We start from the raw sequence: 11,670 nt of genomic DNA on the forward strand, positions 1-11,670 counted from the left end.
GTTTGCTGGAGAAGCCCGTAATCTATCGCGGTCGAGTCAAAATCGGCAAGTCGCCGCAGCGATTTTACGCCGCTTTGGGCGTTTGAAGCAGATTCGAGGCGATTTCCAAAAACAATCGGTCTCAAGTTCTCTGCAGGGCTTGCCGATTCTCAGAATCTGTTGATAATCTCCCCCTCATTCGAAAGCGATGCGGCTGTAGCTCAGTTGGCAGAGCATCACGTTGCCAACGTGATTGTCGTGGGTTCGAATCCCATCAGCCGCTCTCGATAGCAAAAAGGCACCCCGGCCAAGCCGCGGGTGCCTTTTTTCGTGCCCGTGCCCGTGCCCGTGCCCGTGCCCGTGCCCGTGCTCCGGCGGCAGGAAGGCCTCGGGTAAAAGGCTCCGCGGGCCGCGGCCGACCGTTTTTCCGGCCGCCACTCTTCAGCTGCCTCCGGACAAAGGAGGAGGATTGCAAATTGCAAAATGAACATTGCAAATTGCGAATTCCGAGAGAGCCGAAGCGGAAACCGCCCTCGCGGCCGAGAATCGCCGCCGCTAGAGAAGCCCAAGCGCCCATCGCCCCTTAGGCAATAAGTTAAGACAGCCCCTCCCTAGCAGGAAGGGTGGCCTCCCGCACGCACAGGGAGCTCTGTGCACACAGGGAGCACGATGCAGCGCACCTTGAAGCCTCGGCGTCAAGGCTCGCGATTCGCCCGTGCAACGCCACTTTCGATCGCAAGCTGAGCCGTAGGCGCTAGCCTCGGGCCTTGCTTTCGATCGCAAACGGAGTCGCCGGCGCTAGCCGCGGGCCTTGCAAGTTTCGAATGGCACCCCAAGGCCCGCGGCTAGCGCCGGCGGCTCATAGGGTGGATGGCATTGGGCGCCAGCCTATGGGGCTCCGGTCCACGCTGGGGCCCGAACGCTCGCGGGGATCGGCTGGTATCACTCGTGTTTCGCCACCGGCCGGTTGCGACGGAAGCCAATTGCCAATTTGCAATGTTCATTTTGCAATTTGCAATTTATCCAAACGGCCGATCGGCAATGAACCACTTCCCGGCAGCGATCCCTACAGATCCGCTTTCTCGTTGCCCTGCTCGTCGTAACGATTGAAGGCAAAATACGCGAACGGCACCGGCAAACAGGGGATTAGCAGGTAAAAGAATCGCCCGACGGTGACCGCCAGGACGATTGTGAGCACCACGAAGCCGATCCACACCCACCAGGTGTCACGCCAGAGCCCGCCAAGCTGATTCACGATACATCTACTCCATCGAGGTTGTCTGAAATGCCGGCATCCCGGCCGGTCGCTCCGGCAAAAACGCGCTCGCCTGGTGCGGCGGGGGCGACCCATGCCAATCTGATACCGGCCCGCAAGATGCATGTCGATTGGACAAATCGCCCGACCCCTTGGTTTTCCGCCACGCCGATCCCCAGAAAAACCCCGCAGAATCCCTCCGCACCCAATTTCGAGAAACTTTTCGATAGTTTTTGCGAAGAGCCGTTGACGCTCACTAGGGCCGCCCCTAAATTCTCGCCCTCCCGTGAGACAAATGTCTCGCGAGTTTGCTCGGCCACGCGGCCGGGTGCCCCCGTTCCTTGTTTCGCCACTCTTTTTTACTGGAAACGTACTGTGTCAGCCGGAGCCAACGAAGTCATTCGGATTCGTATGGAAGCATACGATCACTCCGTGCTCGATCAGAGTGCCCAGGAAATTGTGGACACGGTTAAGCGGACGCACAGCGAGGTGCACGGGCCGATCCCGTTGCCGACGCGTGTCGAGCGGTACACCGTGCTTTCAAGCCCGTTTGTGAATAAGAAGGCTCGTCAGCAGTACGAGATCCGAACGCACAAGCGGTTGATCGACATCGTCCAAGCGACCGCGAAGACGATTGAAGCACTGAACAAACTGAGTCTGCCTGCAGGGGTGGATATCAAAATCAAAGCTTCGGCCCGATAGTGCGAAGCGTCGCTTGTCGCGACCTTTCGTCTTGGCCTCGCTGTGCGGAGCAGTGTGGGTCGATGCCCCAACAGTTTTCAGGTCCGGTATTCCGTATGAACGGATATCGCTCCCGATAACCCTAGCTGGCGGTCTCCTTTTTAGGTGGCGACAAGCTTCCGGTTCGGGGCGAGAAGTTCAAAACCCAGATACGAGCGATAAATGGCTGCGGCGAAAGCCGTGGTGCTAGAGCTATGTCACCATCAATACTTGGTCGCAAGATCGGAATGACTCAGGTCTACGAAGAGGACGGCACTGTCGTTCCCGTGACCGTGATTCAGGCCGGCCCGTGTAGTGTGCTCCAGATCCGCTCTGTTGACCGTGACGGCTACAGTGCTGTCCAGTTGGGTTTTGAAGACAAGCCTCGTCGCCTTGCGGGTCGTGCAGAGCGTGGCCATGTGGCGAAGCTTGATAGTAAGCGGTCTAAGAAGCGCGCCGACGCCGGCGTTGAGCTTGTTGAGAAAGCCGGTTGCGAGCCGCAGCGGTTTATTCGCGAGTTCCGCGGCGAAACGGATTTGCCGGTCGGCGGCAAGGTTACTGTCGAAGCCTTTGATGGTGTCAAGCGAGTCGACGTGACCGGCACCAGTAAGGGCCGCGGCTTTGCTGGTGTGATGAAGCGGCATAACTTCGCCGGGCAGCGTGCGACTCACGGCGTCAAGAAGGTTCACCGTCATGCGGGTGGTACCGGTTGCAGTGCTTCGCCGAGTCGCCTGTTCAAGGGTATTCGCATGGCAGGTCAGTACGGCAATGTCAAGGTGACGACGCGAAACCTGGAGTTGGTTCGCGTGATGCCGGAAGACAACTTGCTGCTGGTCCGCGGTTCTGTCCCCGGTCCCAATGGTGGCCTGGTTTCGATCCGTCAAACGAACAAGGTGGGCTAGTCCCGATGGCAACACTCTCAATCGTCAACGAGTCCGGCGAAGAAGTCGGGACCTACGAAATTGACTCCGCTCAAATTGCGGATCGGGTCAGTAAGCAGTTGCTGCACGACGCCGTGGTGATGTACCAGGCGAATAATCGCCAGGGGTCGCATAATACACGGACCCGCGGTGAAGTCAGCGGCACGAACAAGAAGATGTATCGGCAGAAGGGCACCGGCCACGCCCGGGCTGGGTCGAAGCGGACGAACGTCCGTCGCGGCGGCGGCGTGGCGCGGACGGTCAAGCCCCGTGACTACAGCTACCGGTTGCCCCGGAAGGCACTTCAGCGTGCGACCCGGATGGCGATCCGCAGTAAGATCGATGACGGCGAAATGCTGGTCATTGACCAGCTCAGTTATGACGCACCCAAGACGTCAAAGCTTGCCCTGACGCTGAAGAAGCTGGGGCTCGGTTCGACCACCACGCTTGTGGCTACGGCTGAAGCGGACGCCGCGGTCTACAAGAGCGGTCGGAACATTCCCGGGGTCGATGTCCAGCCGGTGCGCCAGTTGAATGCCCTGTCGGTGCTCAAGCCGCAGCGAATGCTGGTCACCAAGGCGGCGTTGGACAAGATCAAAGATGGCTCGTTTGCCGATGGGCAGGCCGTTTAGTCCCCGCCCGCACCTCCACACCAAGCACAAGAAGAATTTGAGCGATGGCAAGAATTCAACCACCCGCCCCGGCGGAAACGAAGATCAAGCTCGAGCCGCATCAGATCCTGTTGCGTCCGCTCGTGACTGAAAAAGGCGTCCACCGTGCGACGCGGCATAACGAATACGCGTTTGAAGTGCATCGCATGGCGACCAAGCCGGAGATCAAGGCAGCTGTCGAAAAGCTGTTCGATGTCAAGGTCGACAAGGTGTGCACGCAAAACCGCAAAGGCAAGTTTCGCCGGACCCGTAACGGGCTCGGGCGGACGTCCGACTGGCGGCGAGCCATCGTTCACTTGCACGAAGACCATAAAATCGACTTCTTCTAGGCCGGCGACGCGTCGTCTTAGATTTACCAGGCCGCTCGCCCCGTAGTTGGCGAGCAGCAACGAACCCGATCACTTCCTCCCAGCCAGACAGAACTCAGCGATGGGAATTCGCATCTACAAGCCGACCAGCCCCGGTCGCCGAAATGCATCGGTCAGCGACTTCGCTGAACTGACGCCCGGCTACAAGGTGGAGAAGGGGCTGCTGAAGCCGAAACGAAAGACCGGTGGTCGCAATAACCAGGGCAAAATCACCGCGCGGCATCGTGGCGGCGGCCACAAGCAGATGTATCGTGTGGTCGACTTTCGTCGCGTCAAAGACGGTGTGCCCGCGACGGTCGATTCGGTTCAGTACGATCCCAATCGCTCCGCCCGGATCGCGCTGCTGAAGTACGCCGACGGGCAAAAAACCTACGTCATCTCTCCTTCGGGATTGAAAGCGGGCGACAAGGTCCAAAACGGCCCCGAAGCCCCGCCGACGCTGGGTAACTGCCTGCCGCTGAAGAATATTCCGCTGGGAACCACCGTGTGCTGCATCGAGATGCGAATCGGCGGCGGTGCCGTCCTGTGCCGGTCGGCCGGGACGGGGGCGACGTTGATGGCCCGCGAAGCCGATTGGGCCCAGTTGCAACTGCCCAGCGGCGAGGTCCGGCGTGTGCCCAGTCGCTGCCGAGCGACGGTCGGCCAGGTCGGCAACAGCGAACACATGAACGTGGTGTTGGGCAAGGCCGGCCGAGCCCGATGGCTGGGACGTCGCCCCCACGTGCGTGGAACCGCGATGAACCCGATCGATCACCCGCACGGTGGTGGTGAAGGTCGCACTAAGGGCGGTCGTCACCCGGTCAGCCCCCAGGGCAAGAGTGCCAAGGGTGGAGCGACCCGCCAGAAACGTAAACCGAGTAACAGCTCGATCGTTCGTCGCCGCAAGAGCAAGCGATACGGTCAGTTGAAACTGCACAAGTAATCAGGTAGCTGAAGAACGATGAGCCGCAGTAGCAAAAAAGGTCCCTACGTCGACCCGAAGCTGTACTTCAAGGTGCAGAAGCAGGCCGAGGAAGGCAAGAAGACGCCGATTAAGACTTGGGCACGTGCGTGCACGATCGTTCCCGAGTTCATCAATCTGACGTTCATGGTCCATAACGGGCGGGCACATGTCCCTGTCCAAGTGACCGAAGATATGGTGGGTCACAAGTTGGGCGAATTCGCTCCGACTCGGACGTTCAAGGGTCACGGCGGCAAAAAGAAATAGGTCGATACGATGTCAACATTTGTAGCAAGCCATCGCAACGCTCGGATCAGCGCCCAAAAGGTGCGGCTGGTCGCCGACCTGGTGCGTGGCCAGTACGCCGACGAAGCGCTCGATACGTTGAAGTATCAGCCGCAACGCGGTGCCCGGATGCTGGAAAAGGTGATTCGCAGTGCGGTTGCAAACGCGATGGACCCCGACCAGACCGGCGGAAACCCGCATCGGATCGACGACTTGGTTTTGACCGATGTGCGAGTCGACGGCGGATCGATGTTCCGGCGGATGCGTCCCAAGGCACGCGGCAGTGCACACATCATCAAAAAACGCAGCAGCCACATCAGCGTCAAAGTGACGCCGATCGACGAAATTTAGGCCCCTCGGAAACAACACAATCAAAGAGTCGTAAACGATGGGACAGAAAGTCAATCCAATCGCGTTTCGAACCGGTGTCACCCGCGGCTGGTGCAGTCGATGGTACGCGTCGAAACAAGATTTTGCGGACCTGTTGGTCGAAGACCGCAAACTGCGGAACTTCATCACCAACCACCCCAAGAAGAACCAATACAAGAACGCCGGGATCGATCGCATCGAGATCGAACGGACGCGTGACGAAGTGCGAGTGATGATGTACGTCGCTCGGCCGGGATTGATCATCGGCAAGAAAGGCCAGGAGATCGAGATCCTGCAGGCAGAACTGCAGAACTTGATCGGCCGCCGGATCAACTTGAAGGTCGAAGAAGTCGGCCGACCCGAGCTGCAGGCTCAATTGGTCGCCGAGGACATCGCACAGCAGTTGCAGAAGCGGTCCAGTTTCCGGCGGACGATGAAGCGATCGCTGGAACAGACGATGGACGCCGGTGCCAAGGGCATCAAGATCCAGCTGGCCGGGCGATTGGGCGGAGCGGAAATGGCTCGCCGAGAAAAACAAAGCATGGGCTCGATTCCGTTGAGCACATTGCAAGCGAAGATCGATTACGGAACGACCGAAGCGATGACGCCACAGGGGCACATCGGAGTTCAGGTCTGGATTAACCAAGGTATTTACGGAGACGACAACGATGGCGCTGATGCCCAAACGGGTCAAGCATCGAAAAAGCCAAAGAGGGCGCATAAAAGGTAGTGCGACTCGTGGCAACACGGTCGTCTTTGGTGACTACGGGATCCAGTCATTGGAACCCGGTTGGATCAAAGCGACGACGATTGAAGCGGGACGGATTGCGGCTCAGCAATACGTCCGTGGCGAAGGAAAACTGTACATCCGGGTGTTTCCCGACAAGTCCGTCACCAGCACCCCGCTGGAAACACGGATGGGGAAAGGTAAGGGTGAGCCGGATTTCTGGGCCGCAGTCGTCAAGCCGGGGACCGTGCTCTACGAACTCGGCGGTGTGACCGAACAGCAAGCCAAGGTTTGTTTCGCCCGATTGGCGAGCAAGCTGCCGGTGAAAGTACGCTTCGTCGAACGGCGGACGTTCTAAACAGGAATCAGAGAACGGCTCTGATCCGACAATGACAACGATCGAGCCGTCGGGCGATTCGAGCCCACGGACCCGACCTATCACTTTTGTTTTTCGAAGGCCTGGTCATGACCAGCAACAGCGAACTGAGAGAGATGAGCGACGAACAGCTCGAAGCAACCGCGGCCGAAGCGGCTGCCGATTTGTTTCGACTGCGTTTCCAGTCTCAGTCGGAGCGTTTGAACACGCCCAGCGACATCCGCAAAAACCGACGTTTGATTGCTCGAGTCAAGACGATTCAGACCGAGCGAAGCAAAGCAGCCAACAACACCCCAGCCGAAGCGTAGCATCATGCCAAAACGCGTAGTTTCGGGCATCGTCACCAGCGACAAGATGGACAAGACGCGCCGCGTCGAAATCAATCGTTTGGTGAAGCACCCCAAGTACAAGAAATATATCAGCCGCCGATCGGTGTGCCACGTCCACGACGAGGCCAACGAGTCCGGCGTCGGCGATCGCGTCGAGATCATCGAATCCGAACCGCTGAGCAAGTTGAAGCGGTGGCGTTTGGTGCGGGTGATCGAGAAGAGCACCGAAGTCGATTTGGTCGCCTTGCGTGCCGCACGCAAGGAAGCCGAGCAAGCAGAGGCTGCGTCGGCCGGATCCGAAAGCGAGTAATTTTCCAGGTCAATAACCAGCCATGATCCAACAAGAAACCCGTCTCGACGTTGCCGACAACACCGGTGCCCGTCAGGTGATGTGCATCAAGGTCCTCGGCGGCAGCCGGCGCCGGTTCGCCCGCGTCGGTGACGTCATCATCTGCAGCGTCAAGAGCGTGATCCCGGGCAGCGAGATCAAGAAGAAGGCGATCGTCCGTGCGGTGATCGTGCGGACCAAGACCCCGACGCGTCGGGGTGACGGCAGTTACATCAAGTTCGACAGCAACGCCGTGGTCCTGATCGACAAAGACAAGGCGCCCCGCGGTACGCGGATTTTCGGTGCGGTCGCTCGGGAATTGCGTGAGCAGAGCTTCATGAAGATCGTCAGCCTGGCCAACGAAGTGGTCTAAGAATCCAAGTGGCCGGAGCCGAAGCGGCTCCGAGTCTGAGAACAAACACATTGGGCGGCCCGCTCGCCCAGTCCAAGCAGAGTATTCCAGTCATGTTGCTCAAAGTTGAAGACGAAGTGCTAGTGATCGCCGGAGGTGACAAGGGTCATCGCGGCAAGGTCCTGGTCGTCGATCGCAAACAGAACAAAGTTGTCGTCGAAGGCGCCGGCTTGGTGCGGAAGCATGTCCGCAAGAGCCAGAAGAACCCGCAAGGCGGGCGTCTGAGCAAGGAGATGCCGATTCACGCCAGTAACGTGATGGTCATCGACCCGACGACCGACAAGCCGACGCGGATCGGAGTCCGATACCTGGACGACGGTACCAAGGAACGATTTGCAAAGAAGAGCGGTGCAAGCCTGGGAAAAATCTCCCCGCCCCGTGACAAGTACAAGAAGGCGTGAAGCGAACCATGGCAACCAAACCACGACTGCAATCCACCTACGAAGATTCCATCCGCCAGGCGCTCGTCGAACGCTACGGATACAAGAACCCGCACCAGGTTCCGCGGCTGGAAAAGATCACGCTGAACATGGGCGTCGGCCAAGCGATCGGGGACAAAAAGATCCTCGACCTGGCCTACGATGCGATGACCCAGATCGCCGGTCAAAAACCGGTGATGACGGTCGCCCGCAAATCGATCGCGAACTTCCGCTTGCGTGAAGGCATGCCGATCGGATGCATGGTGACCCTGCGTCGACAACACATGTACGAATTCCTGGACCGGATGGTCTCGATCGTTCTGCCCCGAGTTCGCGACTTTCGCGGGATCAGCCGCAAAGCGTTCGACCGCCGCGGGAACTACACGATGGGTTTGACCGAGCAATTGGTCTTCCCCGAACTGAACCCTGACAAATTCACCCGCCCGCAGGGCATGAACATCACGTACGTCACGTCGGCCAAGACCGATGACGAAGCACGCACGTTGTTGGAATTGTTCGGCATGCCGTTCAAAGCGGCACCGGGTAAGAGCGACGCCGCGTGAGCGACGCTTTAACAGTCACTTTATTTTGCGAACCGTTTCACAGCTGCAACCCCAAGACAGCCCGTGGCAAGTAAATCAAAAATCGCCAAGGCAAATCGGAAGCCGAAGTTCAGTACCCGGCGCGAGAACCGATGCAAGTTTTGTGGTCGACCTCGTTCGGTCTACCGCAAGTTCGGTTTGTGCCGAATCTGTTTCCGCGAAAATGCGAACTTGGGTTTGATCCCCGGTGTTCGTAAGGCCAGTTGGTAAGACAACGGAGCGACGAAAAGCCATGATGACAGACCCGATTGCCGATATGTTGACCCGAATCCGCAATGCCGTTCGCGTGGAACGTGCGTTTGTGGACATCCCTGCCAGCCGCGTCAAGCGTGGTATTGCCGACGTGCTGAAGCGCGAAGGTTTTATCTGGGATTGGGCGGAGGTCGAAGAAAGCCCCGTCAACCTGCTCCGCCTGGAACTGAAATACGGTTCCAACGGCGAGCGAGTGATCCAATCCATTCGCCGCATGAGCAAACCCGGACGCCGCTTGTACGCCCACTGCAAAGACCTGAAACCGGTCTTGGGCGGGATGGGCATCACGATCATCAGCACCAGCAAAGGTGTGATCAGTGATCGTGAAGCACGACGCGAAAAGATCGGCGGCGAAATCCTTTGCGAAGTCGCCTAACACCCGTACAAACAACGTTTTCAGCAAGTGATCTGAAATGAGTCGTATCGGAAAGAAACCAGTCCAGATCCCCAGCGGTGTGACCGTCGGCGTCGCCGATCGTGTCATCACCGTCGAGGGGGCCAAGGGCAAACTGACGTTCACCCACCGTCCCGAGATCTCGGTCGACGTCGAAGGGGACACCGTCACCTGCTCACGCAGCGGCGAAGATCGAACCAGCCGTGAACTGCACGGGCTGACCCGTGCGATCATCGGCAACATGGTCGAAGGCGTCACCAACGGCTATGAGAAGAAGCTCGAGATCGTCGGCGTCGGTTACCTGGCCAGCATCTCCGGCGATACGCTGCAGCTGCGTGTCGGTTATGCCAACGAACTTCATCGCAAGATCCCCAGCGATCTGACCGTCACCTGCCCCGACCAGACGCACGTCGTCGTCCAGGGCTGCGACAAGCAGAAAGTCACCCAGTTCGCCGCCGAAATCCGCTCGCTGCGGAAACCCGAACCCTACAAGGGCAAGGGGATCCGCTACCAGGGCGAACAAGTTAAGATCAAACCCGGTAAGTCGGCGACCAAGTAGTCCCGGCAAACCCGCTCCAAGCTTCGACCAGACAAGCATCGACAAGAATCGGCCGCGATTATCAGGACGGCACTTCAATGGACAAAAACAAGAAACTCGGAAAGCAACGACTTCGTCGACGCAACCACGTCCGCAACGTCCTTCGTGGGTCCGCCGAACGGCCGCGTCTGTGCGTTCAGCGCTCGCTGAAACACTTCTCGGTGCAGTTGGTCGACGACAACACCGGACGCACGTTGGCCAGCGCCAGCACGCGGGACAAGGCCCTGCGTGACAGCGTCAAGGTCGGCGGCAACTGCGACGGTGCCGCGGAAGTCGGGAAGGCGATCGCCGAAAAGGCCGAAGCCGCGGGGATCAAAGAAGTGAAACTCGATCGCGGACACAACAAGTATCACGGACGCGTCAAAGCGTTCGCAGACGCCGCCCGTGAAAGCGGGCTCGTGCTTTAGAATCAGAAGCAGAGATTACGAACACCAATTCAACTTGCCACCCGCTCGCCGGGCGGCTAACCGAGGGTCGGAACAATTAGTAGCGGAAGCAACCAAAATCGTCGTCGTGGCGGAAAGCAAGCGGAAGAGTCAAAAGATGACGGCTTGCTCGACCGCGTGGTGAAGATCAAACGCTGTGCGGCAGTCGTGAAAGGCGGTCGTCGTTTCAGCTTTGCCGCAATGGTCGTCGTCGGCGACGGCCAAGGCAAGGTCGGCTGGGGGTACGGCAAGGCCAACGAAGTGCCGCCGAGCGTCCAAAAGGCGACCAAGCAAGCGACCCGTGACATGGTCAATGTCCCACTGGTCGAAGGCAGCATTCCGCACCAGGTCTGGGGCAGCTTCGGAGCCGCCAAAGTCACCCTGATTCCGGCCGGTGCCGGTACCGGGATCATCGCCGGACAAGCCGTTCGGGCGGTCTGTGAAGCCTGTGGCATCCACGACATTCTGACCAAATCCTACGGCACCAATAACCCGGTCACGCTGGTCAAAGCGACCGTGGAAGCCCTCAAGCAACTGCGGACTCGCGAAGAGACCGCTGCCCTGCGTGGGTTGTCCGTTGAAGAATTGTCCGCCTAAAAATTTTTGAAACAAGATTGACGCGTCCCGAGCGAATCAAGCCGCGACGCAACGTGCAACATTGCTTACCTGGGTTTCGTTATGAACCTGAATGATGTCCATCGCGGAATTCAAAAGAACCGCAAACGTAAACGTATCGGGCGTGGCCCCGGCAGCGGCACCGGTAAAACGTCGGCCCGCGGCCACAAAGGTCACAAGAGCCGCAGCGGATACAGCCGCAAACCCAGCTTCCAAGGCGGGGCGATGCCGATGTTCCGCCGCGTCCCCAAGCGTGGTTTCAACAACCGCTTTGCCGTCAACGTCTTCGCCGTCAACGTCGGCAAGCTCAATGACGTGTTCGAAGACGGTGCCGAAGTCACGCTGGAAGCGATGGCCGCCAAAGATGTCGCCAAGGGCAGCTTCGACGAGGTCAAAATCCTGGGCGATGGCGAGCTGACGAAGAAACTGACCGTCTCGGCCCACCGGTTCAGCAAGTCGGCCGAAGAAAAGATCACCGCCGCCGGCGGAACGGTCAACAAATTGGTCGCCAAGCGGACCCCGGAAGAACGCGTCGCCGCGCTGAAACAAGCCTGATCGATGCCTTCCCCTCCGGCCGACACGCCGGCAGGCACTCGTTTGAGACAAGCGAGCCAAATTTGAATGAACCAACCAGAACGTCAGTCGCCCCCGCGGACTGGCGTTTTGTTGTTCCGGGGCGAGCCAAT

At 58.9% G+C, this 11,670-nt stretch carries 21 protein-coding genes and 1 tRNA gene; 21 read left to right on the plus strand and 1 reads right to left on the minus strand.

The annotated features are described in order from the left end of the window. Positions 1 to 189: 189 nt before the first annotated feature. A tRNA-Gly gene (locus tag Mal15_RS06360) sits at positions 190 to 262 on the plus strand. A gap of 783 nt (positions 263 to 1,045) precedes the next feature. Here Mal15_RS06360 and Mal15_RS06370 read toward each other — a convergent pair. Continuing rightward, complete coding sequence (locus Mal15_RS06370) at positions 1,046 to 1,234, minus strand: hypothetical protein (protein ID WP_147866997.1); 189 nt, start codon at positions 1,232 to 1,234, stop codon at positions 1,046 to 1,048. Positions 1,235 to 1,609: 375 nt separating this feature from the next. Here Mal15_RS06370 and rpsJ point away from each other — a divergent pair, with 375 nt between their 5' ends. From rpsJ to rplO, 20 genes are all read left to right on the plus strand, one after another. After that, positions 1,610 to 1,936: a 30S ribosomal protein S10 gene (gene rpsJ, locus Mal15_RS06375; RefSeq protein WP_147871869.1), complete on the plus strand. Its 327-nt coding sequence runs from the start codon at positions 1,610 to 1,612 to the stop codon at positions 1,934 to 1,936. A 266-nt stretch (positions 1,937 to 2,202) separates the two neighbouring features. Beyond that, complete coding sequence (gene rplC / locus Mal15_RS06380; protein WP_233903311.1) at positions 2,203 to 2,856, plus strand: 50S ribosomal protein L3; 654 nt, start codon at positions 2,203 to 2,205, stop codon at positions 2,854 to 2,856. Between the two features lie 5 nt (positions 2,857 to 2,861). Continuing rightward, complete coding sequence (gene rplD, locus Mal15_RS06385; RefSeq protein ID WP_147866999.1) at positions 2,862 to 3,506, plus strand: 50S ribosomal protein L4; 645 nt, start codon at positions 2,862 to 2,864, stop codon at positions 3,504 to 3,506. Positions 3,507 to 3,550: 44 nt separating this feature from the next. After that, positions 3,551 to 3,874 (plus strand): 50S ribosomal protein L23, encoded by a 324-nt coding sequence (gene rplW / locus Mal15_RS06390; RefSeq protein ID WP_147867000.1) that lies wholly within the window; start codon positions 3,551 to 3,553, stop codon positions 3,872 to 3,874. Between the two features lie 100 nt (positions 3,875 to 3,974). Then, complete coding sequence (gene rplB / locus Mal15_RS06395; protein WP_147867001.1) at positions 3,975 to 4,835, plus strand: 50S ribosomal protein L2; 861 nt, start codon at positions 3,975 to 3,977, stop codon at positions 4,833 to 4,835. A gap of 18 nt (positions 4,836 to 4,853) precedes the next feature. After that, positions 4,854 to 5,120 carry a 30S ribosomal protein S19 gene (gene rpsS / locus Mal15_RS06400; RefSeq protein WP_147867002.1) on the plus strand — a complete coding sequence of 89 codons (267 nt, stop codon included), beginning with the start codon at positions 4,854 to 4,856 and terminating at the stop codon, positions 5,118 to 5,120. Positions 5,121 to 5,129: 9 nt separating this feature from the next. Further along, positions 5,130 to 5,489, plus strand: coding sequence for a 50S ribosomal protein L22 (gene rplV / locus Mal15_RS06405; RefSeq protein WP_147867003.1), 360 nt, complete (start codon positions 5,130 to 5,132; stop codon positions 5,487 to 5,489). A gap of 37 nt (positions 5,490 to 5,526) precedes the next feature. Continuing rightward, on the plus strand, positions 5,527 to 6,237 hold the full coding sequence (rpsC, locus tag Mal15_RS06410) for a 30S ribosomal protein S3 (RefSeq protein WP_147867004.1): 711 nt from the start codon (positions 5,527 to 5,529) through the stop codon (positions 6,235 to 6,237). Next, entirely contained in the window at positions 6,185 to 6,592 is a 408-nt protein-coding gene (rplP, locus tag Mal15_RS06415; RefSeq protein WP_261344592.1) for a 50S ribosomal protein L16, read from the plus strand. Before rpsC ends, rplP begins: the two co-directional genes overlap by 53 nt. 107 nt (positions 6,593 to 6,699) lie before the next feature. After that, positions 6,700 to 6,918: a 50S ribosomal protein L29 gene (gene rpmC / locus Mal15_RS06420; protein ID WP_095738324.1), complete on the plus strand. Its 219-nt coding sequence runs from the start codon at positions 6,700 to 6,702 to the stop codon at positions 6,916 to 6,918. Positions 6,919 to 6,922: 4 nt separating this feature from the next. Then, the gene (gene rpsQ, locus Mal15_RS06425) at positions 6,923 to 7,249 is read left to right on the plus strand and encodes a 30S ribosomal protein S17 (RefSeq protein WP_147867006.1); all 327 of its coding nucleotides are present in this window, start codon (positions 6,923 to 6,925) and stop codon (positions 7,247 to 7,249) included. A gap of 22 nt (positions 7,250 to 7,271) precedes the next feature. Further along, positions 7,272 to 7,640 (plus strand): 50S ribosomal protein L14, encoded by a 369-nt coding sequence (rplN, locus tag Mal15_RS06430; protein ID WP_147867007.1) that lies wholly within the window; start codon positions 7,272 to 7,274, stop codon positions 7,638 to 7,640. 92 nt (positions 7,641 to 7,732) lie between these two features. Next, on the plus strand, positions 7,733 to 8,080 hold the full coding sequence (rplX, locus tag Mal15_RS06435; protein WP_147867008.1) for a 50S ribosomal protein L24: 348 nt from the start codon (positions 7,733 to 7,735) through the stop codon (positions 8,078 to 8,080). Between the two features lie 8 nt (positions 8,081 to 8,088). Next, positions 8,089 to 8,661, plus strand: coding sequence for a 50S ribosomal protein L5 (rplE, locus tag Mal15_RS06440; RefSeq protein ID WP_147867009.1), 573 nt, complete (start codon positions 8,089 to 8,091; stop codon positions 8,659 to 8,661). A 63-nt stretch (positions 8,662 to 8,724) separates the two neighbouring features. Next, positions 8,725 to 8,910, plus strand: coding sequence for a type Z 30S ribosomal protein S14 (locus Mal15_RS06445; protein WP_095738320.1), 186 nt, complete (start codon positions 8,725 to 8,727; stop codon positions 8,908 to 8,910). Between the two features lie 22 nt (positions 8,911 to 8,932). Then, positions 8,933 to 9,328 (plus strand): 30S ribosomal protein S8, encoded by a 396-nt coding sequence (gene rpsH, locus Mal15_RS06450; protein WP_147867010.1) that lies wholly within the window; start codon positions 8,933 to 8,935, stop codon positions 9,326 to 9,328. Between the two features lie 37 nt (positions 9,329 to 9,365). Then, positions 9,366 to 9,905, plus strand: coding sequence for a 50S ribosomal protein L6 (gene rplF, locus Mal15_RS06455; protein ID WP_147867011.1), 540 nt, complete (start codon positions 9,366 to 9,368; stop codon positions 9,903 to 9,905). Between the two features lie 77 nt (positions 9,906 to 9,982). Beyond that, positions 9,983 to 10,351 carry a 50S ribosomal protein L18 gene (gene rplR / locus Mal15_RS06460; RefSeq protein ID WP_147867012.1) on the plus strand — a complete coding sequence of 123 codons (369 nt, stop codon included), beginning with the start codon at positions 9,983 to 9,985 and terminating at the stop codon, positions 10,349 to 10,351. Positions 10,352 to 10,495: 144 nt separating this feature from the next. Then, a complete protein-coding gene (rpsE, locus tag Mal15_RS06465) occupies positions 10,496 to 10,966 on the plus strand; it encodes a 30S ribosomal protein S5 (RefSeq protein ID WP_199773811.1) in 471 nt (156 codons plus the stop codon). An 81-nt stretch (positions 10,967 to 11,047) separates the two neighbouring features. Continuing rightward, on the plus strand, positions 11,048 to 11,539 hold the full coding sequence (gene rplO / locus Mal15_RS06470; RefSeq protein WP_147867014.1) for a 50S ribosomal protein L15: 492 nt from the start codon (positions 11,048 to 11,050) through the stop codon (positions 11,537 to 11,539). The last annotated feature ends 131 nt before the right edge of the window (positions 11,540 to 11,670 follow it).

The sequence above is a fragment of the Stieleria maiorica genome, assembly GCF_008035925.1.
Classification (GTDB): Bacteria; Planctomycetota; Planctomycetia; order Pirellulales; family Pirellulaceae; genus Stieleria; species Stieleria maiorica.

Bases quoted from the DNA above. Each gene is read 5' to 3' on its own strand.
- rplC (WP_233903311.1), top strand. From the start codon at position 2,203: ATGACTCAGGTCTACGAAGAGGACGGCACTGTCGTTCCCGTGACCGTG.
- rplD (WP_147866999.1), top strand. From the start codon at position 2,862: ATGGCAACACTCTCAATCGTCAACGAGTCCGGCGAAGAAGTCGGGACC.
- rplW (WP_147867000.1), top strand. From the start codon at position 3,551: ATGGCAAGAATTCAACCACCCGCCCCGGCGGAAACGAAGATCAAGCTC.
- rplB (WP_147867001.1), top strand. From the start codon at position 3,975: ATGGGAATTCGCATCTACAAGCCGACCAGCCCCGGTCGCCGAAATGCA.
- rpsS (WP_147867002.1), top strand. From the start codon at position 4,854: ATGAGCCGCAGTAGCAAAAAAGGTCCCTACGTCGACCCGAAGCTGTAC.
- rplV (WP_147867003.1), top strand. From the start codon at position 5,130: ATGTCAACATTTGTAGCAAGCCATCGCAACGCTCGGATCAGCGCCCAA.
- rpsC (WP_147867004.1), top strand. From the start codon at position 5,527: ATGGGACAGAAAGTCAATCCAATCGCGTTTCGAACCGGTGTCACCCGC.
- rplP (WP_261344592.1), top strand. From the start codon at position 6,185: ATGCCCAAACGGGTCAAGCATCGAAAAAGCCAAAGAGGGCGCATAAAA.
- rpmC (WP_095738324.1), top strand. From the start codon at position 6,700: ATGACCAGCAACAGCGAACTGAGAGAGATGAGCGACGAACAGCTCGAA.
- rpsQ (WP_147867006.1), top strand. From the start codon at position 6,923: ATGCCAAAACGCGTAGTTTCGGGCATCGTCACCAGCGACAAGATGGAC.
- rplN (WP_147867007.1), top strand. From the start codon at position 7,272: ATGATCCAACAAGAAACCCGTCTCGACGTTGCCGACAACACCGGTGCC.
- rplX (WP_147867008.1), top strand. From the start codon at position 7,733: ATGTTGCTCAAAGTTGAAGACGAAGTGCTAGTGATCGCCGGAGGTGAC.
- rplE (WP_147867009.1), top strand. From the start codon at position 8,089: ATGGCAACCAAACCACGACTGCAATCCACCTACGAAGATTCCATCCGC.
- rpsH (WP_147867010.1), top strand. From the start codon at position 8,933: ATGATGACAGACCCGATTGCCGATATGTTGACCCGAATCCGCAATGCC.
- rplF (WP_147867011.1), top strand. From the start codon at position 9,366: ATGAGTCGTATCGGAAAGAAACCAGTCCAGATCCCCAGCGGTGTGACC.
- rplR (WP_147867012.1), top strand. From the start codon at position 9,983: ATGGACAAAAACAAGAAACTCGGAAAGCAACGACTTCGTCGACGCAAC.
- rplO (WP_147867014.1), top strand. From the start codon at position 11,048: ATGAACCTGAATGATGTCCATCGCGGAATTCAAAAGAACCGCAAACGT.